Source organism: Acerihabitans sp. TG2 (genome assembly GCF_035013185.1).
Classification (GTDB): Bacteria; Pseudomonadota; Gammaproteobacteria; order Enterobacterales; family Enterobacteriaceae; genus Acerihabitans.
In genome coordinates, this window is sequence record NZ_JAYGJO010000030.1 from 20064 (window position 1) to 42046 (window position 21983).

The 21983-nt window shown below is 52.0% G+C and carries 19 protein-coding genes and 3 tRNA genes; 10 read left to right on the forward strand and 12 right to left on the reverse strand.

From position 1 onward, the window contains the following. Positions 1-26: 26 nt before the first annotated feature. From rsmC to SJI19_RS20660, 6 genes are all read left to right on the forward strand, one after another. Positions 27-1079 (forward strand): 16S rRNA (guanine(1207)-N(2))-methyltransferase RsmC, encoded by a 1053-nt coding sequence (rsmC, locus tag SJI19_RS20635; RefSeq protein WP_323480148.1) that lies wholly within the window; start codon positions 27-29, stop codon positions 1077-1079. 147 nt (positions 1080-1226) lie between these two features. Next, positions 1227-1313 (forward strand) — tRNA-Leu (locus SJI19_RS20640). A gap of 41 nt (positions 1314-1354) precedes the next feature. Then, positions 1355-1441 (forward strand) — tRNA-Leu (locus tag SJI19_RS20645). Positions 1442-1560: 119 nt separating this feature from the next. Further along, positions 1561-1647, forward strand: a tRNA-Leu gene (locus SJI19_RS20650). A 403-nt stretch (positions 1648-2050) separates the two neighbouring features. After that, positions 2051-3160 carry a GGDEF domain-containing protein gene (locus SJI19_RS20655; RefSeq protein WP_323480149.1) on the forward strand — a complete coding sequence of 370 codons (1110 nt, stop codon included), beginning with the start codon at positions 2051-2053 and terminating at the stop codon, positions 3158-3160. A 344-nt stretch (positions 3161-3504) separates the two neighbouring features. Then, positions 3505-4032, forward strand: coding sequence for a type 1 glutamine amidotransferase domain-containing protein (locus SJI19_RS20660; RefSeq protein WP_323480184.1), 528 nt, complete (start codon positions 3505-3507; stop codon positions 4030-4032). A 5-nt stretch (positions 4033-4037) separates the two neighbouring features. Here SJI19_RS20660 and SJI19_RS20665 read toward each other — a convergent pair whose 3' ends face one another. After that, on the reverse strand, positions 4038-4517 hold the full coding sequence (locus tag SJI19_RS20665) for a YhbP family protein (protein ID WP_323480150.1): 480 nt from the start codon (positions 4515-4517) through the stop codon (positions 4038-4040). A 242-nt stretch (positions 4518-4759) separates the two neighbouring features. On the opposite strand from SJI19_RS20665, the gene SJI19_RS20670 reads away from it, so the two are divergent. Continuing rightward, on the forward strand, positions 4760-5071 hold the full coding sequence (locus tag SJI19_RS20670) for a GIY-YIG nuclease family protein (RefSeq protein WP_323480151.1): 312 nt from the start codon (positions 4760-4762) through the stop codon (positions 5069-5071). Between the two features lie 5 nt (positions 5072-5076). Here the strand turns inward: SJI19_RS20670 and SJI19_RS20675 are convergent, their stop codons facing one another. Continuing rightward, on the reverse strand, positions 5077-5586 hold the full coding sequence (locus SJI19_RS20675; RefSeq protein WP_323480152.1) for an N-acetyltransferase: 510 nt from the start codon (positions 5584-5586) through the stop codon (positions 5077-5079). Beyond that, entirely contained in the window at positions 5580-6104 is a 525-nt protein-coding gene (ubiT, locus tag SJI19_RS20680) for a ubiquinone anaerobic biosynthesis accessory factor UbiT (protein WP_323480153.1), read from the reverse strand. The genes SJI19_RS20675 and ubiT overlap by 7 nt, the downstream gene beginning before the upstream one ends. Before the next feature lie 352 nt (positions 6105-6456). On the opposite strand from ubiT, the gene ubiU reads away from it, so the two are divergent. From ubiU to SJI19_RS20695, 3 genes are all read left to right on the forward strand, one after another. Further along, positions 6457-7452 carry a ubiquinone anaerobic biosynthesis protein UbiU gene (gene ubiU, locus SJI19_RS20685; protein WP_323480154.1) on the forward strand — a complete coding sequence of 332 codons (996 nt, stop codon included), beginning with the start codon at positions 6457-6459 and terminating at the stop codon, positions 7450-7452. A 13-nt stretch (positions 7453-7465) separates the two neighbouring features. After that, complete coding sequence (locus SJI19_RS20690; RefSeq protein ID WP_323480155.1) at positions 7466-8344, forward strand: U32 family peptidase; 879 nt, start codon at positions 7466-7468, stop codon at positions 8342-8344. Between the two features lie 111 nt (positions 8345-8455). Next, positions 8456-9460 (forward strand): luciferase-like monooxygenase, encoded by a 1005-nt coding sequence (locus SJI19_RS20695; RefSeq protein WP_323480156.1) that lies wholly within the window; start codon positions 8456-8458, stop codon positions 9458-9460. 139 nt (positions 9461-9599) lie between these two features. Here SJI19_RS20695 and SJI19_RS20700 read toward each other — a convergent pair whose 3' ends face one another. From SJI19_RS20700 to rimP, 9 genes are all read right to left on the reverse strand, one after another. Then, positions 9600-11483: a DEAD/DEAH family ATP-dependent RNA helicase gene (locus SJI19_RS20700; RefSeq protein ID WP_323480157.1), complete on the reverse strand. Its 1884-nt coding sequence runs from the start codon at positions 11481-11483 to the stop codon at positions 9600-9602. Between the two features lie 178 nt (positions 11484-11661). Next, positions 11662-12546 carry a lipoprotein NlpI gene (gene nlpI / locus SJI19_RS20705; RefSeq protein WP_323480158.1) on the reverse strand — a complete coding sequence of 295 codons (885 nt, stop codon included), beginning with the start codon at positions 12544-12546 and terminating at the stop codon, positions 11662-11664. A 149-nt stretch (positions 12547-12695) separates the two neighbouring features. Continuing rightward, positions 12696-14813: a polyribonucleotide nucleotidyltransferase gene (pnp, locus tag SJI19_RS20710; protein WP_323480159.1), complete on the reverse strand. Its 2118-nt coding sequence runs from the start codon at positions 14811-14813 to the stop codon at positions 12696-12698. Positions 14814-15283: 470 nt separating this feature from the next. Then, positions 15284-15553: a 30S ribosomal protein S15 gene (rpsO, locus tag SJI19_RS20715; protein WP_162364068.1), complete on the reverse strand. Its 270-nt coding sequence runs from the start codon at positions 15551-15553 to the stop codon at positions 15284-15286. Between the two features lie 118 nt (positions 15554-15671). Beyond that, a complete protein-coding gene (truB, locus tag SJI19_RS20720; RefSeq protein ID WP_323480160.1) occupies positions 15672-16613 on the reverse strand; it encodes a tRNA pseudouridine(55) synthase TruB in 942 nt (313 codons plus the stop codon). Further along, positions 16613-17035 carry a 30S ribosome-binding factor RbfA gene (gene rbfA / locus SJI19_RS20725; protein ID WP_323480161.1) on the reverse strand — a complete coding sequence of 141 codons (423 nt, stop codon included), beginning with the start codon at positions 17033-17035 and terminating at the stop codon, positions 16613-16615. The genes truB and rbfA overlap by 1 nt, the downstream gene beginning before the upstream one ends. Positions 17036-17102: 67 nt before the next feature. Beyond that, positions 17103-19814, reverse strand: coding sequence for a translation initiation factor IF-2 (gene infB / locus SJI19_RS20730; protein WP_323480162.1), 2712 nt, complete (start codon positions 19812-19814; stop codon positions 17103-17105). 25 nt (positions 19815-19839) lie between these two features. Continuing rightward, positions 19840-21327 (reverse strand): transcription termination factor NusA, encoded by a 1488-nt coding sequence (gene nusA / locus SJI19_RS20735; RefSeq protein WP_323480163.1) that lies wholly within the window; start codon positions 21325-21327, stop codon positions 19840-19842. Positions 21328-21348: 21 nt separating this feature from the next. After that, the gene (rimP, locus tag SJI19_RS20740; protein WP_323480164.1) at positions 21349-21801 is read right to left on the reverse strand and encodes a ribosome maturation factor RimP; all 453 of its coding nucleotides are present in this window, start codon (positions 21799-21801) and stop codon (positions 21349-21351) included. Positions 21802-21983: the final 182 nt, after the last annotated feature.

The following is a 21983-nucleotide window of genomic DNA, read 5'->3' on the forward strand; positions in this document are numbered from 1 at the left end:
TCAGTTTAATGAGGAGCCTTTGTCGCATGCCAGTATTAACACCAGCCAGTGAAGTCATACTTCGTCACGACGATGTTTTTTTGGATAAACAAGTCCTGTTCGCCGGCGATGTCCAGGATATGCTGCCCGCAGAGCTAGAGGCGAAAAGCGTGCGTGTCCACACCGCCTGGTACCATCACTGTCTGGCACTGCGCGACAAAATGGACGAGCAATCCGTGCAGTACGGTTTGGTCGCCGAGGCGGAATTTGTCCGCGAATGCGATACTTTACTCTATTTTTGGCCTAAAAATAAGCCGGAAGCGCAGTTCCAACTGGAGAACCTGCTGTCGCTGCTGCCTCTAGGCATCGATGTGTTTGTGGTCGGAGAAAACCGCAGTGGTGTGCGCAGCGCCGAACAGATGCTCGCGCCATATTGCCAGTTGAACAAAATCGACAGCGCGCGGCGTTGCGGTTTGTACCATGGCAAACTTGAAACCGCACCACGTTTCGATTTGTCATCTTATTGGAATGAATACGCATTGGATGACATCACGGTCAAAACCCTGCCTGGCGTTTTCAGCCGCGACGGTCTCGACAGCGGTAGTCAATTGTTATTGTCCACCTTCGATAAAGCCATTAGCGGTGAAATGGCGGATATTGGCTGCGGTACCGGGGTATTGGCGACGGTGCTGGCCAAACGCTATCCGGGCATAAAACTGACGTTAGGCGATGTCCATGCGCCAGCGTTGGCCGCCAGCCGTGCCACGCTTGAGGCCAACCAACTCAGCGGAAACGTGGTGGTAAGCGATGTCTATTCGGCCCTGCCCGGGCGGTTTGATATTATCATTTCCAACCCGCCGTTTCATGACGGTATGCATACCAACCTACAGGCCGCTGAAAACCTGATCCGGGGTGCGCAGGCCCATTTACGCATTGGCGGACAACTGCGTATCGTGGCTAACGCCTTCTTGCCTTACCCGGCACTGCTTGATGGCATATTCGGCAATCATACCTTACTGGCGCAAACCGGCCGGTTTAAGGTCTATCAGGCGATTTATACCGTTTCGCGCGGTAAAGATAAAACGGGTAAACGCGCTTAGGCCAGGTATTGCGTCACAGCTATCACCGGTGAAGCACTTTTTATAGCTAAAATCCGGCTTGGCTTTAAATAATTATTGACCTTGACGCGAAAACCTCTAGAATTCGCCTCCGTGGTGGCAGGGCGCGTTAAGCCTTGCCGGTGACATGCGATGGTGGCGGAATTGGTAGACGCGCTAGCTTCAGGTGTTAGTGTCCTTACGGACGTGAGGGTTCAAGTCCCTCCCTTCGCACCAAACACACCCACGTGCTAAGAATCAGGTTTGACCAAAGGTAAGCGATGGTGGCGGAATTGGTAGACGCGCTAGCTTCAGGTGTTAGTGTTCTTACGGACGTGAGGGTTCAAGTCCCTCCCTTCGCACCAATTGGTTGAATTTTATAAGAAATAGTATTATCGCAGTCGCGTAAACCGCCTCATGCTAATGCCGTTAAACTCGATTGAAAACGCGCTCCATGGAGCGTAGGTGAAATGAATAACCCTGTGCGATGGTGGCGGAATTGGTAGACGCGCTAGCTTCAGGTGTTAGTGTCCTTACGGACGTGAGGGTTCAAGTCCCTCCCTTCGCACCATATTCATTTATCCTTTGTTAAAGATAGTGTTTATTCACAATTCCTCGATTAAAATTCTCCGGCTACTCGTGCTGCTTATACGCAGCGATCTGATTTAGGATCAGGCGCGAGTGCGACGGGTGACATCCTTACATAAAACTGTTAGATTACTCTCAGTACCTGTTCTATGAAATTATCGTCAATCCCCATAGATTTGACCCAATAGATTTCACATTACGGGAAAGCAGCAAACGGAAAGCGTTCCGCTGAACTTGCTGAGTGATTTAGGTGAATGAGTGTAACCAACAACCCTGCAACTTAAAATATGTGGGGGATAACGATGCAATTTTACCCTCTAGTCTGTATTTAAGGGAACGTGTCGTCTGTTATTCTGAATCAGATTGCTGGGACGTAAAAGTAACGCATGTTAAACACCACCAGTTATGAAGAACTTCGCAGCTATAAGCTTAGCGTCTCGCTGCTATTATTCCTATTCCTCAACATCGTATTTTCACTCTTTTTCATTTCGTCAGCATTAAATAATTCCCGCAACCCGACCATCGCATCGATTTTGATTGTAGTGGCTTGCACACTTATTTTTATTTTCAATAAATTAAAATTGCTAAATCATCCCGATAAATTGAATATTTATGCCTTGATTATTGGCCTATTTTGGGCCTGGCATACCGTGGTACGTTTCAGAGAATTTCACGCCTACTCTCATGAATTTCTGCTGTTTAGCCTGATGGTGGTGTTTTTCATTAGCGCGATATCCCTGTCTGAATCATTTAGCGCTTTTTGCCTGCATAGCCTACCGCCAGCGCTGACGATATTGATCCTGGATCAGTATCACCATAGTATTATTATCTTATTAACCATTGTCTTACCCTTGATCAGCCACAGACTGCACGCCCTCATGCAAAAACGCAGCGAAACCTTTACCACCGAACTGATCAAACGATTAAGCGAGGAACGGGAAAAATTCAGTGATCTTAGCATGCTCGATCCGCTGACCGGCCTGTTTAATCGACGCGGGCTAAAAAACAAACTTAATAACCTGGACCGAGATCCGGCAACCAGCCATTACATTCTGCTGTTGGATATTGATCATTTTAAGGCTTATAACGACAACTATGGGCATACCATGGGCGATAATGCGCTGGTAGCAGTGGCGGTAGCCATTCGTGATGTGGTGCGTTCACGGGATATTGTGGTGCGCTATGGTGGCGAAGAATTTTTGATACTACTGATTGACGTTGATGAGAGCTACGCCCTGTCCAGCGCGGAAAATGTCAGGCAGGCGGTGCTCAACCTCAACATTCCACATATGTTTAATGATAAGGTCTCCACCACGGTAACCGTTAGCGCCGGCGTGGCTATTATGGCCGACAGTGACATCGAGGCGGCTCTGGTCGCAGCGGACAGCGCGCTCTATCTGGCTAAAAATCGGGGCCGTAATTCGGTAGAGATTGCCATCAGGCAGTCACAGACAATCAATAAACGTCGTATTGGCGACAGAAGGCATGAGATATAATAAGGTCGCTGATATCGGTAAGTCATCCAGCCGTAGAAATATAGCCTGGTTCGTGCCTAATTAATATCTCTGCAATTTATTCTTAGTGTTTATCGCTATTTTTTGAGAATGATATCAACTCTCATTGTTATCTATTTATATTAATAATATATTTTAAAATAACAAACATACCTGACCACAAAAAGGCGTTTAGCCGCATAAAACATTTTGCATAATTATGCTTATTCAATAATTTATTAACCAGGAAACTTGCCACCTACCGGATCCCACACTAGGCTTAATTTGACTTAAGTCAACTTAATTCTTGAGCGTCGACTTAACGCTTAAGCGGAGAGGGAAAAATGATGGGCAAGAAGATCGCGGTATTAATCACCGAGGAATTTGAAGACACGGAATTTACGTCGCCTGCGCAAACCTATCGGCAAGCGGGGCATCAAGTGATCACCATCGAAAAAAAAGCGGGTAATACCGTTACCGGTAAGCAGGGAGGAGCGCAGGTCATCATTGATAAATCCATCGATGAGGTTAGCGTTGATGAGTTCGACGCGTTGCTGTTACCCGGCGGGCATTCGCCGGACGCCCTGCGTGGCGATGATCGTTTTGTGGATTTCACCCGAGCGTTTGCAAAAAGCGGTAAACCTATTTTTGCTATTTGCCATGGTCCGCAATTATTAATCAGCGCCGACGTCGTACGCGGCAAAAAAATGACCTCGGCAAAACCGGTGGTGATCGAACTGCAAAATGCCGGTGCCGATGTCTTTAACAAAGAAGTGGTTGTGGACAATGATGTGCTGGTCACCAGCCGCACACCTGACGATCTGCCGGCGTTCAATCGTGAATCCTTACGGATCTTGAATAAAAAATCGGCTTGATAACGTTATGTCTCGTCCGCCAAGCTGGCTTCATTTGTGGGCTTGGCAGACGGGTGACGTTGCCAACTGAGTTTGGTGCCGAAACCCAGCTTATTATTGGTCAATTTAATTTCATCCAGTCTGAGGCGCCAAATGGGCGTGGTGGCCAGTTTGGCCAGCGGGAACCGGCCAGTATAGATCCGACGCGCTTGCTGATCCTCTTCGCCGCTTAACACAACCATCTCGCCGCTGTACTGCGCCCCTTTAATTAAGCTCACGGTGATGGTTTGATTGCTCACCGTACCCGCCACATGCGAATTCACAGACAATAACTGACCATGACGGGTCGTATGCTCTGTCAGCATGTAAAATGACATATCTTGCTCATTAAACGCATAGAAACAGTTAGCGCACCAGAGTGACTGGGCATCACCCACACAGAGGGATAAAACATGCTGCTTCTTGAGATACGCGGTTATCGCTTTTAGCGTGTTATCCGTTGTCACGTCAAGACCTTACAAATTAAATGGTTTTAACAGCATATAGTGGTAAGTTGGGTTATGTCCAACTTTTTTCGCCGTCTTTTTGCTCAATCCTTGGGTCCTTGCATTACCCCATCGCCGGCATAACAGAGCTTGGGCAGATGCCAAACTGTCTTCCTGGCATAAGGCTTGACGTGACATCGGCAAAATACGCTACAATCAACGCCTCTGTTTGGTATCTGCTTATTCGGGCACGGCACACATCCATGACAACTTGCTGGTATCTCTACCTGATACGCACCCATGGCGGTGCGCTCTACACCGGCGTGACCACCGATGTACCCCGCCGGCTGGAACAGCATCGCCAAGGACGCGGCGCCAAGGCCCTGCGCGGCAAAGGGCCACTGACACTGGCCTTTCACTGTCCAGCGGGAGATCACAGCAATGCGTTGCGCTGGGAATATCGTATCAAGCAACTGACCCGGATACAAAAAGAGCAGTTGGTGGCCCATCAGCCTCCATCATTGGAAGACCTATGGCCCAGCATGTTGCCGGGCGATGTCGTTCACAGAGGGTAGACTGTTTACACCGCGGCTTGATTGAAGGGCGGTGCATACTCCACCTGACCGCTGATGCCGTCCAGCGCATTTTCAGCCAACGTAAACAATTGGAACGCGGCCTCAGTGCCTGGCCAACGGCAATGGAGCTGGGCACTGGCAGCCTGAGTAAAACCAACACGAGAATAATAGCCAGGATCGCCTACTACCACCACCGCGCGATAGCTGAATTCATTGAGGGTATCCAATCCCTCATAGATGAGCTTCTGAGCAATCCCCTGGCGGCGATAATTCGCATCAACTGCCAGCGGTGCCAATCCAACCCATTGATAATCCTCACCGTCAATCCACACTGGACTGAAGGCGGCGTAACCGATAACGCCCCCCTCATCGTCAGTGGCGACGATGCCCAAGGTAAGCAGACCGTCTTCACGTAGCTGGTGCACCAAATCGGCTTCCTTATCCCGCCCGAAAGCCATGCGCAGCAGACTGTCGATTCCAGATGCGTCTACCGGGATCTCAACACGAATTAACAAGGTTGCGATACGCGAATGCCGGTTTCATCCGCGCCCTCTTTTAACCCAGCGTCAATAAACCCGGCCATTTGCAGTAACGCGGTGCGCAACAACGTCGGCATGGTGTCCAAATCAATCGAGTCCATTAAATTCTTCACATACAGGCCCAATTCGGTATCACCCTCAATACGTAGGCGTCGTTGAAAAAACAGCGTATCGGGATCTTCCCTGCGTGCGGCAATCAAGATTAAATCGTTGGCATTACCACAAAAACTCACGTCAGCCGTCGCGTGCTGGCTCACTTTTAGTCGATCGTTCTCAACGGTCATGTACCATTGTAGCCCTAAGTCACTGACCTCGATCCTGAGCCAGCGTCCCGCCAAAAACGTCAAATCACCGTCGGCCAATGCAGCGCGGAATTGCCAGCCCAAGACCTGTTCCAGTACCTGGCGTTGCAGTGCAAACGGGGTGAGTTTGATCGGCAAGCGCAACAGCGACGGCCCCCGGCGCACCATTTGTGCTCGTAGTTTATCCAACACTGTTTCTACTCCTCTTAACGAACCTGACGCTATTCTGCCACAGTGACAGAAACGGGGCGGGGTCTACATCAACTATTTTTAAACAAACTTATCCCGATCTGACTTCGCGTTGCAGGTGCATTGGCTTTCTTGCCGCGCGAATTAGGGTTGGTATACCCATTCTCTACAGGAAATAACGATTTTTGATCGGGTCAATGCGCCATAAACTGCCTCAAATCAACATCACTCGGGCCAAGCTTATTTAGAATTATAAAATAATCATCAATCATTTGCTGCGAAAACAACCTGTTGCTTATGGTTTTTCCAGCCAGACGTTTTATGCGTCGTGGTCAAGACAACAATCAGGAGATTTATGGAGTTGCTATGCCCTGCCGGTAACCTGCCGGCCCTGAAAGCGGCGGTGGATAATGGTGCCGATGCAGTCTATATCGGCCTTAAGGACGACACCAACGCTCGCCATTTCGCTGGCCTGAATTTTACCGATAAACGGCTGCAGGAAGCACAGGAGTATGTGCATCGTCATCACCGCAAGCTGCATATTGCGATCAACACCTTTGCCCACCCGGACGGGTACGCCCGTTGGCAACGCGCAGTCGATATGGCGGCCCAGGCGGGAGCGGATGTGCTGATTCTGGCGGACCCGGCGATGCTGGAATACGCAACTCTACGCTATCCGCAAATTGAGCGCCATGTCTCGGTACAAGCATCGGCCACCAACGAAGCGGCCATCCGCTTCTACCAGAATAATTTCGACGTGGCGCGGGTGGTGTTACCGCGCGTCTTATCGATGCACCAGGTAAAACAGCTCGCCCTGATCAGCCCGGTTCCTCTGGAAGTGTTTGCATTTGGCAGTCTGTGCATCATGGCTGAGGGGCGTTGTTATCTCTCCTCTTACCTGACCGGAGAATCGCCCAACACCGTGGGCGCCTGCTCGCCGGCGCGTTTTGTGCGCTGGCAACAGACCCCGGACGCGATGGAGTCGCGCCTTAATGATGTGTTGATTGATAGATACCAACCGGATGAAAACGCCGGTTATCCGACCCTGTGCAAAGGACGCTATTATGTGGACGGCCAGCGCTACCATACGTTGGAGGAACCGACCAGTCTCAATACCCTCTCTTTGCTGCCCGAACTGTTAGCGGCCAAAATCGCTTCGGTAAAAATCGAAGGCCGGCAGCGCAGTCCGGCTTACGTTAGCCAGGTGACCAAAGTCTGGCGCCAGGCAATCGACAGTTGTCTGGCTAATCCTCGTGATTTTGTGCCGCAACCCGCATGGACCGATGCGCTGGGTGCAGTATCCGAAGGTACGCAAACCACGCTGGGCGCCTATCATCGCCGCTGGCAGTAATGGAAGATAACCTATGAAATACGCATTAGGGCCGGTGCTCTATTACTGGTCGAAACCCGATATCGAGACGTTTTATCAGTTGGCATGCGGCAGCAGTGCCGATATTGTTTATCTGGGCGAGACGGTATGCAGTAAACGGCGTGCGCTGAAAACCGGCGACTGGCTTGAATTGGCCAAGGCCGTGGCGCAATCGGGCAAACAGGTTGTGATATCAACCCTGGCGCTGATCCAGGCCCCGTCAGAACTTATTGAATTAAAAAGGTACCTCGATAATGGCGAATTTTTGCTGGAAGCCAACGATATGGGTATCGTGCAGATGGCCTTCGAACAGCGATTGCCGTTTGTCGCCGGACCGGCGTTAAATTGTTATAACGCCTACACATTGCGTATTCTGCATCAGCAGGGCATGGTCCGCTGGTGTATGCCCGTTGAACTTTCCCGCGAATGGCTCGGCCACATATTGACCCAATGCGAAGAGCTTGGATTTCGTGGTCAGTTTGAGGTTGAGCTGTTCAGCTATGGGCATTTGCCGTTGGCCTATTCAGCCCGTTGTTTCACTGCCCGCTCTGAAAACCGGTCCAAGGATGAGTGCGAGACCTGTTGTATCAAGTATCCGCAAGGGCGAGACGTATTTTCGCAAGAACAGCAAAAGGTTTTTGTTCTTAATGGCATTCAAACCCAAAGCGGCTACTGCTATAACCTGATCAATGAGCAACCCTCCATGCGCGGTTTAGTCGATATCGTGCGCCTGTCTCCCCAAGGACCCGACACGCTGTCCATGCTCGAACAGTTTCGGGCCAATGAACAGGGCGAGCAACCAATGACGCTCTCCCAGCGGATGGATTGCAACGGCTACTGGCACCGTATCGCCGGTTTGGAATTAGTGGAGTAACGCACCGCACATTTAGGCCATATCGCAACGGGTACTTTTGGTTAATACTGATAAATAGAATCGCTTTCGCGTCGCCCACTGGCGGCACGACCCACTGTGAGCCTATTTTTTATGTCAAAACCAATCCCGTTCTCCTTACTTGACCTATCACCGGTACCCATGGGTGCAACGGTGCGTCAGGCCTTTGATTCCTCCTTGGATTTAGCCCGTCATGCCGAAGCCTGGGGCTACCATCGTTATTGGATGGCGGAGCATCATAATATGACCGGTATCGCCAGCGCCGCGACCTCGGTGCTGCTGGGTTATATTGCCGCCGGCACCAAAACCCTGCGCATAGGATCCGGCGGGGTAATGCTGCCAAATCATTCTCCGTTGGTGATTGCCGAACAGTTCGGCACACTGGAAACCCTCTACCCCGGTCGGATAGATTTAGGACTGGGGCGCGCGCCAGGAACCGACCAACGCACCATGATCGCACTGCGCCGACATCTGGCCAGCCAGACGGATAATTTCCCCCGTGATGTGCAAGAACTATTAGGCTATTTTGACGACGCGCAGCCTGGACAGCCAGTGCAAGCGGTGCCGGGACAGGGTCTGCATATTCCCATCTGGCTGCTGGGCTCGAGCCTCTACAGCGCACAGCTAGCCGCCGCACTTGGCCTGCCTTTCGCCTTTGCCGCCCACTTCGCGCCGGAGCTGTTGATGCAGGCGTTGGACGTATATCGCCAACAGTTCAAGCCCTCGCCTACATTGGCAACACCTTATGCCATGGCCTGTATTAACGTGGTGGCCGCTGACAACAACGCTCAGGCGCATTTTATTTTTACCTCCATGCAGCAACAGTTTATCAATCTGCGCCGCGGCCAGCCGGGTCCGCTGCCGGCACCAATAGAGAATATGGATACCCTATGGTCGCCCAGCGAGCGATATGGTGTTGAACAGGCGTTGCGCATGTCTGTCGTGGGCGATAAGGACCGCGTGCAGGCTGGATTACAAAAGATACTCACTGACACCGGCGTGGATGAGCTGATGATCAATGGTCAAATTTTCGACCATCAAGCCCGCTTGCACTCCTTTGAGCTGATCATGGCGTTGCGCGCTGATTCAAAAATCTAGCCACAGATACGACTGCTGGACAAACAAAAACGGCCCCCTATAAAGGGAGCCGTTTTAGTGTCGCACATCAAAGATCGGTCAACCGTTCCTCACTGCCGCAACATTGGGCCGATACGGGTGATGAAACCCGCGATACGGCTTAGGCATCACGACGTCGAGTAGCTGGCGCAGAATCGCCTTCGCGACGTGGCCCACGTTGGCCGTCACGGCTACCGCTGAAGCTTCGACGGGCAGGGGCACCGTTGCCGCCTTCACGCCGTTCGCCACCAAAACCACCGCGCGGCGCACCAGCACCGGCAGGACCGCCACGGCGTTCACCGCGCGGTGCCGCGACTGCTTCACCAACAAACTGCATGTTCATTGGTTTATTCAGGATGCGGGTACGGGTAAAATGCGACAGCATATCACCAGGCATGCCTTTGGGCAGCTCAATGGTAGAATGCGAAGCAAACAGCTTAATGTTACCGATATAACGGCTGCTGATGTCGCCTTCATTGGCAATGGCACCGACAATATGACGCACTTCAACGCCATCATCACGACCCACTTCAATACGGTAGAGATCCATTTCACCGACATCACGACGTTCGCGACGGGCCGGACGTTCACCACCACGTTCACCACCGCGATCACCACCAGCACCTTCCGGACGGCGTTCGTCCCGGTCGCGGAATTCACGACGCGGACGACGATCGATAACCGGGTCTGGCGGCAAAATCAGTGGACGTTCGCCTTGGGCCATTTTCAGCAACGCTGCAGCCAGGGTTTCCATATCCATCTCTTCCAACGGCTGAAGTTTGGCTAACAGCGCACGGTACATATCCAGATCGCTGCTTTCCAACTGTGCCTGCACCTTGGCAGCAAATTTAGCCAGACGGCGTTGACTCAGCACTTCACCGGTAGGAATTTCCACTTCCGGAATGGCCAGTTTCATGATGCGTTCAATGTTGCGCAACAGACGGCGTTCGCGATTCTCAACAAACAACAGCGCACGACCAGCACGGCCAGCACGGCCGGTACGACCAATACGGTGGACGTAGGATTCGGAGTCCATAGGAATATCGTAGTTCACCACCAGGCTGATACGATCAACATCCAGACCACGCGCCGCAACGTCGGTAGCAATCAGAATATCCAGGCGGCCATCTTTCAGGCGATCCAGAGTTTGCTCACGCAGCGCCTGATTCATATCGCCATTAAGTGCGGCGCTGTTGTAGCCGCTGTGTTCCAACGCTTCAGCAACTTCCAGTGTGGCATTTTTAGTACGCACGAAAATAATGGCAGCGTCAAAGTCTTCCGCTTCCAGGAAACGCACCAGTGCTTCATTCTTGCGCATGCCCTGTACAGTCCAGTAGCTCTGACTGATGTCGGGACGGGTGGTTACGCTGGATTGAATACGCACTTCCTGCGGGTCGTTCATGAAACGACGCGTGATACGGCGGATGGCTTCCGGCATGGTGGCAGAAAACAGCGCGGTTTGATGCTTGGCCGGGATTTGCGCCATGATGGTTTCAACGTCTTCGATAAAACCCATGCGTAACATTTCATCAGCTTCATCCAGTACCAGTCCGCTTAATTTGGACAGGTCGAGCGTACCGCGTTTTAAATGGTCGAGCAGACGTCCAGGAGTACCCACCACAACCTGAGGGCCCTGACGCAAAGCACGCAGTTGGACGTCATAACGTTGGCCGCCATAAAGCGCTACCACGTTGACACCTTTCATGTGCTTGGAAAAATCAGAAATCGCTTCCGCGACCTGTACAGCCAACTCACGGGTCGGCGCCAGAACCAGCACTTGGGGAGCGGCCAGTTCCGAATTAATATTGTGTAATAAAGGAAGGGCAAACGCGGCGGTTTTGCCGCTACCGGTTTGCGCCATACCCAGCACGTCGCGTCCCGCTAACAACTGCGGAATACATTCCAACTGGATAGGTGATGGTTTTTCATAGCCCAGATCGGTCAAGGCGTTCAGGATGGGAGTGGAAAGTCCCAGGTCAGCAAAAGAGGTTTCAAGCTCAGACATGTACACGTGCCTCATATCATAATGGCGGCCAGTCTACATACCTTGTCGTGAAAACTTTCATTCATTTTCATCAAAAGTGTGAACCGGCTCAAATTGGATTTAAAACGAACGAAAAAACCCTCACCCTTGCAGGCGATACTAAAAAAAAGTAACGGGGCTGAATTCTTAAGTTCGTCAGCTATTGCTGGTCCGATTCTGATAGGTCGTCTTGCCCTTGGCCCAATAGCGCCAATTCCAACAATGCATAGCGGTGCTCAACAAAATTATTAACGTTGTTAGCGACCGTCAGTTTGAACAGCGCCGAAGCGGAGTTCTTGTCCCCCAGACTTAGGTAGTGCTTACCTAAATAGAAGTCAGTTTCACTGAGATGCTCGGCGAGCGAAGTGTTATCCGTTGCGTCCGCCTTAAGGCGCGCCATCAGCGTAGTTTCACTGATGTCCCCCAGGTAGAACTCGACAATATTCCATCCCCATTGGCCTTTGTTCGCTTTTTGATAACGCTGAAACAGCGCATCTTTGGCTTTGTTGGTATCGATTTTTTTCTCAACCAGATAAAGCCATAACGAACGGAAAGGATCATTTGGGTCGTCGCGATAAAACGCCTGCAGATCATCCTGCGCCAAACGGTAGCGGCCTCCATAATACAAGGCAATACCACGGTTTAAGTACGCGTAGTTGTAAGTTGGATCAAGCTCTAGTACAGAATCAAACGCTTCATAGGCAGCATCAAAATTGCCTGCCTGCGTCAAGTAAATGCCGAGGTAATTGAATACTTCCGGCATATCGGGTCGGATTGTCAGTGCTTGTGAAAAATCATTTCGCGCCAACGCCCTTAACCCCAGACTATCATACAGCACTCCGCGCTCATATAATAGCTGTGCTCGCTCATCATCGGTAAGTGCCCGACTCGCCAGGATTTGTTCCATGCGCGCCAGGATGACTTCCTGTTGTAACGTCGGCTGCAATGGAACAGCCAAAACGGTATCTTTGCGCCAATCACTGTTGCTGCATCCTGCCAGCATAAACGCCATTGCAACGAACCACCAGCGCAAGAAAGGCCTCATTTCCCACTCCCGAAGAAAAACATTGGATGAACGTCCTGTCCCCCATCGGCTCAACACAAGGCATCCGGCCCTTGTGACACGAACAACCCCCTACCGGGTAAGGGGTTGTAAAATGCGCTAACAGTTATTCTACTCTACTATCGTGAGAATTATTCTACTTCCGGCACAATAACATCCTGAGCTGAAGGTGCGGCTTCTTTGATACTCAGACGTACACGCCCTTGGCGATCGACTTCCAGCACTTTTACCGGAACTTCTTGACCCATTTGCAGGAAGTCAGACACTTTTTCCACACGCTTGTCAGCGATCTGTGAAATATGCACCAGGCCTTCCTTACCGCCGCCGATAGCCACAAAGGCACCGAAATCAACAATACGGGTCACTTTACCATTATAGATCCGCCCGACTTCAATTTCAGCGGTAATCTCTTCAATACGACGAATAGCATGACGCGCTTTCTCACCATCGGTGGCCGCGACCTTAACCGTACCGTCATCTTCAATTTCGATGGTGGTTCCGGTTTCTTCGGTCAACGCCCGGATAACCGAACCGCCTTTACCAATCACATCCTTGATCTTGTCAGGACTGATTTTGATGGTATGGATACGCGGGGCGAACTGGGATATATCGCCACGTGGGCTACCGATCGCCTGCTCCATCACACCCAGGATATGCAAACGAGCACCCTTGGCTTGATTTAAGGCTACCTGCATGATTTCGCGGGTGATACCTTCAATCTTGATATCCATCTGCAGCGCGGTCACACCGTCACGGCTACCGGCCACTTTGAAATCCATATCGCCCAGATGATCCTCGTCGCCAAGAATATCGGACAGCACCACAAAATTGTCGCCTTCCTTCACCAACCCCATCGCGATACCCGCAACGGCAGCTTTTATCGGCACACCGGCATCCATCAGCGCCAGTGAGGCACCACAAACGGAAGCCATGGACGAAGATCCATTGGATTCAGTAATTTCCGATACCACACGCACGGTATACGGAAATTCATTCGCCTTCGGCATTACTGCCAGCACACCGCGTTTAGCCAAACGGCCATGACCGATTTCGCGACGCTTCGGCGAGCCGACCATGCCGGTTTCACCCACGCAGTACGGAGGAAAGTTATAGTGTAGCAGGAAACGGTCGGTACGCTCGCCGGTCAGCTCATCGATATTCTGCGCATCGCGTTCCGTGCCCAGAGTGGCGGTGACCAATGCCTGGGTTTCGCCGCGGGTGAACAATGCAGAACCATGGGTACGGGGCAATACGCCGGTACGGATGTCCAAACCACGAATCATATCTTTTTCGCGCCCGTCGATACGCGGCTCACCACGCAGTACGCGGCTACGAACGACGGTTTTTTCAAGACTGGCCAGCAGTTCCTTGATTTCGCCTTCGTCAAGCGTTTCGTCTTGCGCCCGCAGCGCGGCAACCACGTCGGACTTAATGGCATTCACCTGGGCGTAGCGTTCCAGTTTCTCGGTGATATGGTACGCATCACCCAGACGGCTTTCGGCCAGTTCAGCAACGCGAGATTGCAGCGCGGCGTTAACTTCCGGCGCATGCCATTCCCATTTAGGCTTGCCGGCTTCGGCAACCAAGGCGTTGATATTTTCAATCACCACTTGCTGTTGTTCATGGCCGAACACGACGGCGCCAAGCATTTCATCTTCGCTTAGCAGCTGTGCTTCGGATTCCACCATCAGTACTGCATTAGCGGTACCGGCGACCACCAGGTCAAGACGGCTTTCAGTCAGTTCGGTCATGGTCGGGTTCAGTACATACTGGCCGTTGATATAACCGACGCGGGCAGCACCAATAGGACCGCTAAACGGAATACCGGACAGGCTCAGGGCCGCCGAAGCGCCAATCAACGCCACGATGTCCGGGCTGACCTGTGGATTTACCGAAACCACGGTGGCAATCACCTGAATTTCATTCAGGAAACCTTCCGGGAATAGTGGCCGTATAGGACGATCGATGAGACGGGAAATCAGGGTTTCACCTTCGCTGGGACGACCTTCGCGACGGAAAAATCCGCCCGGGAAACGTCCAGCGGCGTAGGTGCGTTCCTGATAATTTACGGTCAACGGAAAGAAATTCTGGCCCGGTTTAGCCTGTTTAGCGCCCACCACGGTCACGAATACTGCGGTATCGTCCATGCTGACCATAACGGCCGCGGTCGCCTGGCGAGCCATCATACCGGTTTCCAGCGTTACCGTATGTTGACCATATTGAAACTTGCGCACGATCGGATTTAGCAAAATGATATCCTTTTTCCAGGTGAGCATAATCTACAAGACTCACCATGACTTACCCATCTTCTTATTGCATCCTCGCGACTAATGACAATCCTTATCCTGCGGATAAAGTCTCTCATTAGCCGCGCGAATCTCAGCAATTGAAGAATCTACTTAAGCAATAACACATCAAATGGCTATTGCTCCCTAGAAGAAAGGGGCCTCATGTGGCCCCTTTCTCTTAAACTGTCTTTTTACCCTTCATCTTTCACGTTGCAGGTGCGTTGGCTGCATTCGTTCACCCGAATCACTCTGTAAGCTCATCGGGGTTCTCTCGCTGGCCGCCTGCCTGCAACACAAAATCTATTGGGTAAACCCTTCATCTTTCACGTTGCAGGTGCGTTGGCTGCATACGTTCACCCGAATCACTCTGTAAGCTCATCGGATTTTTTCGCTGGCCGCCTGCCTTCAACTCGAAATCTTTAGGGTATCGCTTAGCGACGCAGACCCAGGCGCTCGATCAGGCCAGTATAACGTGCGACGTCTTTACTTTTCAGGTAATCAAGCAGCTTACGACGCTGTGAAACCATACGCAGCAACCCACGACGGCTGTGATGATCTTTCTTATGTTCCGCAAAATGGCCTTGTAAATGGCTAATTTGAGCGGTCAAAAGAGCAACCTGCACTTCAGTGGAACCGCTATCGTTAGCATCACGACCGAAATCAGTAACGATTTTTGCTTTCGCTTCAACACTTAGAGACATGATAAAACTCCAAATTTATTGTAAAACACACAGGCGCCGATCTCTAATTCAGCAACCCCATTCATAAGCCGCGTTATTCTACTCTTAGCGCACGGCAATCGCAAGATGCTCGCATCAATCAGGCGCGTGGTTCTGCGACTAGCCGGCGCGGGGCGAGGCAGCCATTTTCCGTGACTTCGCCAACACCGAAAAAAAGCCGTTCCGCGCCTTCAGTAAGTCTGACTAAACCGGGCGACAGTGTGTCATCTACCGTCACCGGCTGGCCCAACCTGACCAGGCCGGCAATGGCGACAGGCAGGTTGACTTCAGGAAAATTGGCCACTGCACTGTCCATCGGCAACAGCAGTTGATCAAGGGCGGCCAAGGTCTGCGGTGCCGTAGGCTCGTCGAGGGTCAGTGCCTGCAGCTGATCGAGCGTAACCATGCGTTCATTGGGATAGTCCGCGACGCTCAGGCGGCGCAACGCGCTGACATGGGCGCCACAGCCAAGCATCTCACCCAGATCGTCGACAATGGTACGAATATAGGTGCCCTTGGAACAATGAATTTCCAGCTCCAGGTGCGTTTGATCCCACCCCAGCAGATCCAGATCATACACCTTGATTAACCGGCAAGGGCGAGGGACATCAATCCCCTGTCGCGCATATTCGTACAGCGGCCGACCCTGGTATTTTAATGCCGAATACATCGACGGCACTTGCTCGGTTTCACCGCGAAAACGTTCCAACGCCTGCTCAAGCTGTGCTTGCTCCAGGCTAACCGGCCGTTCGCTGATAATAGAACCTTCGGCATCGGAGGTGTCAGTGCGCTGACCTAACCGTGCAACCACCCGATAACGCTTGTCCGCATCCAATAAATGCTGGGAAAATTTGGTGGCCTCTCCGAGGCAGATGGGTAACATTCCGGTAGCCAGCGGATCCAGGGCACCGGTATGCCCCGCTTTATTGGCGTGGAATAATCTTTTAACTTTTTGCAGCACATCGTTGGATGATAAACCCAACGGTTTATCTAACAAGACGATCCCATCGATGTCACGGCCACGGCGGCTTGGACGACCCATCAGTCTTCCTTGCCCTCATCTGGCGCAGATTCGGCTTCGGGCTCTGATTCACCACGCCGCTCACGATCGTGCTGCACCACCTGGCTAACCAGGTTTGACATACGCATCCCTTCCACCAACGAATTATCGTAGGCGAAAGTCAGTTCAGGCACCACACGCAGACGCATCGCCTTTCCCAACAGGCTACGGATAAATCCCGAAGCGTCCTGTAAGGCAGTGATGCCGGTTTTAATTTGCTGCGGCTCATTATCATTGAGAAAAGTGACAAAAACTTTGGCGTATGCCAGATCGCGAGACACTTCCACTGCGGAAACGGTGGCCATGCCAACCCGGGGATCTTTGATTTCTCGTTGCAAAATGATGGCAATCTCTTTTTGCATTTCCTGCGAGACACGCTGCTTTCGGCTATATTCTTTTGCCATTATTTTTCTCCAGACAAAACAGGGGGCACTAATGCCCCCTTTCAGATTTGCAGTGTTGTAGCACCCTTTACGCGATAGTGCGCTGAATCTCGATAGTCTCAAACACTTCTATCACATCACCTGGGCGGACGTCGTTGTAGTTCTTGACGCCGATACCACACTCCATACCGTTACGCACTTCAGCAATGTCATCTTTAAAGCGGCGCAGCGATTCCAGTTCGCCTTCGTAGATCACCACATTATCGCGCAACACGCGGATCTTGTTACTACGCTTGACCAGGCCTTCCGTCACCATACAGCCGGCGATCGCGCCGAATTTAGGTGATTTGAATACGTCGCGGACTTCGGCCAGGCCGATGATTTCCTGACGATATTCCGGTGCTAGCATCCCGCTCATGGCCTGTTTCACTTCGTCGATCAGGTCATAAATAACGGAATAGTAGCGCAGGTCCAGACTTTCCGATTCAACCACCCGGCGAGCGGAGGCATCAGCACGGACGTTGAAGCCCAGGATGATGGCATTGGACGCGGCAGCCAGCGTAGCATCGGTTTCGGTGATACCACCAACGCCGGAGCCGACAATCTTGACTTTGACTTCATCGGTGGACAGCGCTTCAAGCGCATCGCAAATCGCTTCGGTGGAGCCCTGTACATCAGCTTTAAGCACGATGTTCAGTTCGGATACTTCCCCTTCGGTCATATTGGCAAACATATTTTCCAGCTTGGACTTCTGCTGGCGTGCCAATTTAACTTCGCGGTATTTACCCTGACGATACAATGCCACTTCACGGGCCTTCTTCTCGTCACGCACCACGGTCGCTTCATCACCTGCGGCGGGAACCCCAGACAGACCAAGGATCTCGACCGGAATGGACGGACCGGCGGAGGAAACTTCACGCCCCAGCTCGTCACGCATGGCACGCACGCGGCCATACTCAAACCCGCACAGAACGATATCGCCTTTGTTCAGGGTACCTTCACGCACCAGGACGGTCGCTACCGGACCACGTCCCTTATCCAGGAAGGACTCGATCACTGCACCGCTGGCCATGCCGTCACGGATGGCTTTCAGTTCCAAGACCTCAGCCTGCAGCAGGATGGCGTTAAGCAGCTCATCAATACCGACGCCGGATTTTGCCGACACGTTGACGAACTGGCTTTCACCGCCCCACTCTTCCGGGATCACGCCATATTGGGTCAATTCGTTCTTGACCCGATCGGCATCCGCCTCAGGCTTATCAATTTTGTTCACCGCAACCACTACCGGCACTTTCGCTGCCTTGGCATGCTGGATAGCTTCGATGGTTTGCGGCATTACGCCGTCGTCGGCCGCGACCACCAGCACCACGATATCCGTCGCTTGGGCACCACGGGCACGCATGGCGGTAAACGCCGCATGTCCAGGGGTATCAAGGAAGGTTATCATGCCGTTGTCGGTTTCCACATGGTAGGCACCGATATGCTGAGTAATACCACCGGCTTCGCCAGCCGCCACTTTGGTGGAGCGGATATAATCGAGCAATGATGTTTTGCCATGGTCGACGTGACCCATGATGGTCACTACCGGCGCGCGAGGTTCGGCCACCGCATCAACATCACGGTCGCTCATGACCCGTTCTTCCAGCTCATTTTCGCGGCGCAGGATCACTTTATGACCCATTTCTTCTGCCACTAGCTGTGCGGTTTCCTGGTCAATAACCTGGTTGATAGTGGCCATTGCGCCAAGTTTCATCATGGCTTTGATGACCTGGGAGCCTTTAACCGCCATTTTATTGGCCAGTTCAGCAACCGTTACGGTTTCGCCAATCACCACATCACGGTTAACAATCTGCGCCGGCTTATTAAAGCTCTGCTGCAATGTGCTCGGTTTGCGTTTGCCTTTACCCCCACGGGTCACGGCACGCGCCTCTTCCCGGTCGGCTTTGGATTCAGATAAACGACTGGTTTTCTTCTTGGTTGCCTTACCGCCTCTGGTGCGGGCACGACGCTCGCCTTCAACCTTACGGTCATTCTCATCTTCAGCTTCGCGCGCATGATGAGAGGTGGTGACATGATAATCACTGACATCTTCTTCAGTGGGTTCCGGCGTGGCAACCCAGGTGCCACCGTTTTCTTCCGCCATCCGCTTGGCTTCTTCGACAGCGAGGCGAGCACTTTCTTCGACCTTGCGACGCGCTTCCTCTTCTGCCTTGCGTCTAAGCTCGGCAGCATCGGCTTCACGGCGAGCTTTTTCGGCTGCCTGTGGTGACTTGGTCATATTATTGGTCTGCTGGTTGGTCAATTTTTCACTTTCCGCTGCCGCGCGCTTCGCTTGTTCAGCGGCCTCACGTTTGGCTTTATCGTCGGCCGCACGTTTTGCTTTTTCTTCGGCTTCGCGTTGGGCTTTTACAGCAGCTTCCTGCTTTGCCCGCTCTTCTGCTTCACGAAGGGCCAGTTCTTCCGCTTCACGTTTGGCCAACTCTTCCGCTTCAGCCTGCTCGGCGGTCTGGGAATCGCGCTGCACATACGTACGTTTCTTGCGGACTTCTATTTGCACCGATTTACTTTTACCGCCGGTGCTCGGAATATTTAATGTACTACGGGTTTTACGCTGTAAAGTCAGTTTATTCGGCGCACTGCCCCGTTCGCGGTTAAGGTGCGCTAATAACGTTTGTTTTTCATTCTGGGTCACAGAATCGGCCTCGGTTTTGTCGATGCCAGCATCAGCAAACTGCTGTACCAGGCGATCGACCGGGGTCTCAATTTCTGCGGCGAGCGATTTTACGGTTACATCTGTCATGCTGTTCCTTTCCTGCTACAGTTTATTACGCGTTGTCGCCAAACCAACAGATATTGCGGGCGGCCATAATCAATTCACCGGCCTTTTCATTACTCAGCCCTTCAATATCCGACAGGTCGTCGATACCCTGTTCGGCAAGATCTTCCAGCGTACAAACACCGCGCGCCGCCAGCTTGAACGCCATGTCACGTTCAAGCTCCGGCAGACTTAACAGGTCTTCAGCCGGCTTGCCCCCGCCGCGACTTTCTTCCTGCGCCAGGGCTAGCGTGGTTAAGGCATTTTTAGCCCGTTCACGCAACGCTTCCACCATTTCTTCATCAAGGCCGTCGATTTGCAACAGCTCTTTCATTGGGACATACGCGAGTTCTTCCAATGAAGAGAAGCCTTCCTCAACCAGCACCGTGGCGAATTCTTCATCAATGTCGAGATGTTTGGTAAAGATATCGATCGCGGCGTGGGCTTCAGCCTGATGTTTTTCCTGTAAATCCTCAACGGTCATCACGTTCAGTTCCCAGCCACTAAGCTGTGAAGCCAGGCGAACGTTCTGCCCGTTGCGGCCGATGGCCTGAGCCAAATTGCCGGATTCAACCGCGATATCCATTGTATGCTTGTCTTCATCAACCACAATGGACGCTACGTCGGCCGGGGCCATAGCATTAATAACAAACTGTGCCGGATTGTCATCCCACAGGATGATATCGATGCGCTCACCACCGAGTTCACTTGATACCGCCTGAACACGCGCGCCGCGCATACCCACACAGGCACCCACCGGATCAATACGCTTATCATTGGTTTTTACGGCAATCTTGGCCCTTGATCCCGGATCGCGGGCAGCGGCTTTGATCTCAATGACTTCTTCGCCAATTTCCGGTACTTCAATGCGAAATAACTCTACCAACATTTCAGGGCGTGAACGGCTGACAAACAGCTGAGCGCCACGGGCTTCCGGGCGAACGGAGTAGAGCACACCACGAATACGGTCACCGGGACGGAAATTTTCGCGCGGCAGCATATCCTCACGGCCAATGACCGCTTCGGCGTTACTACCCAAATCGAGGCTGATATTATCGCGGTTAACTTTTTTCACCACGCCGGTGACGATCTCACCTTCATGCTGGCGGAATTGATCCACCACCATGGCACGCTCCGCTTCACGGACTTTTTGAACGATAACCTGTTTGGCGGTCTGGGTGGTGATGCGATCAAATACCACCGACTCGATTTCATCCTCAACATACCCACCCAACACGGCGGCGGGATCTTCGAATTGCGCGGCGTCAAACGTAATTTCCCGCGTAGGTTGCGTCACTTCATTAACAATGACCCAACGACGAAAGGTTTCAAAATCGCCGGTTTTACGATCAATATTGACACGAACCTCAATTTCTTGCTCGTATTTTTTCTTTGTTGCCGTAGCCAGGGCAGTTTCCAGCGCTTCAAAAATTTTTTCACGAGGAAGCGCTTTCTCATTTGAAACGGCTTCAACAACAGCCAGAATTTCTTTATTCATCCTAGTTGCCTCATTAAAAGGTTAAAAGTGGGGTACCAGGTTCGCTTTCTGGATGTTGCTTAAAGCGAACACTTCATCTTTTCCTTCCACTGTCACCGTGATCATTTCGCCGTCAACCGTTTTAATGATTCCCTGCCATTTGCGACGATTTTGCGTCGCGATGCGCAAAACCACATTGACTTCTTCACCGATAAATTGCGCATAGTGCGCAGCGGCAAATAGTGGGCGATCGAGCCCCGGAGAAGAGACCTCGAGGCTGTAAGCCACGGTAATAGGATCTTCGACGTCCAACACCGCACTGACCTGGTGGCTGACATCAGCACAATCATCAACGGTGATGCCTTCCTCACTGTCGATATAGATGCGTAGCGTTGACTGGCGAGCCCGAATAAATTCAATACCCACCAGCTCATAGCCCAGGGCTTCCACTGGCGCGGCGATCATCTCAGTCAATCTTTGTTCTAATGTGGACAAGCCCACCCCCAAGACATAAAAAAAGGGCTAATAGCCCAGTATTTCTGTAGTTTAATAACAAAAAACCCCGAAAATTCGGGGCTTTTTGCGACTGGGACCCTGTAAGCCGCATTGCGACCTTACAACATTCCAAAGAATCTTTTTTCAAACGTCGCTGCAATAAATACCGTACTGGCAGTATA

What these genes read in the sequence shown, in the direction of transcription:
- rsmC (WP_323480148.1), top strand. Translation starts at nt 27, where the DNA reads ATGCCAGTATTAACACCAGCCAGTGAAGTCATACTTCGTCACGACGAT.
- SJI19_RS20655 (WP_323480149.1), top strand. Translation starts at nt 2,051, where the DNA reads ATGTTAAACACCACCAGTTATGAAGAACTTCGCAGCTATAAGCTTAGC.
- SJI19_RS20660 (WP_323480184.1), top strand. Translation starts at nt 3,505, where the DNA reads ATGGGCAAGAAGATCGCGGTATTAATCACCGAGGAATTTGAAGACACG.
- SJI19_RS20670 (WP_323480151.1), top strand. Translation starts at nt 4,760, where the DNA reads ATGACAACTTGCTGGTATCTCTACCTGATACGCACCCATGGCGGTGCG.
- ubiU (WP_323480154.1), top strand. Translation starts at nt 6,457, where the DNA reads ATGGAGTTGCTATGCCCTGCCGGTAACCTGCCGGCCCTGAAAGCGGCG.
- SJI19_RS20690 (WP_323480155.1), top strand. Translation starts at nt 7,466, where the DNA reads ATGAAATACGCATTAGGGCCGGTGCTCTATTACTGGTCGAAACCCGAT.
- SJI19_RS20695 (WP_323480156.1), top strand. Translation starts at nt 8,456, where the DNA reads ATGTCAAAACCAATCCCGTTCTCCTTACTTGACCTATCACCGGTACCC.
- SJI19_RS20700 (WP_323480157.1), bottom strand. Translation starts at nt 11,483, where the DNA reads ATGTCTGAGCTTGAAACCTCTTTTGCTGACCTGGGACTTTCCACTCCC.
- nlpI (WP_323480158.1), bottom strand. Translation starts at nt 12,546, where the DNA reads ATGAGGCCTTTCTTGCGCTGGTGGTTCGTTGCAATGGCGTTTATGCTG.
- rpsO (WP_162364068.1), bottom strand. Translation starts at nt 15,553, where the DNA reads ATGTCTCTAAGTGTTGAAGCGAAAGCAAAAATCGTTACTGATTTCGGT.
- truB (WP_323480160.1), bottom strand. Translation starts at nt 16,613, where the DNA reads ATGGGTCGTCCAAGCCGCCGTGGCCGTGACATCGATGGGATCGTCTTG.
- rbfA (WP_323480161.1), bottom strand. Translation starts at nt 17,035, where the DNA reads ATGGCAAAAGAATATAGCCGAAAGCAGCGTGTCTCGCAGGAAATGCAA.
- infB (WP_323480162.1), bottom strand. Translation starts at nt 19,814, where the DNA reads ATGACAGATGTAACCGTAAAATCGCTCGCCGCAGAAATTGAGACCCCG.
- nusA (WP_323480163.1), bottom strand. Translation starts at nt 21,327, where the DNA reads ATGAATAAAGAAATTCTGGCTGTTGTTGAAGCCGTTTCAAATGAGAAA.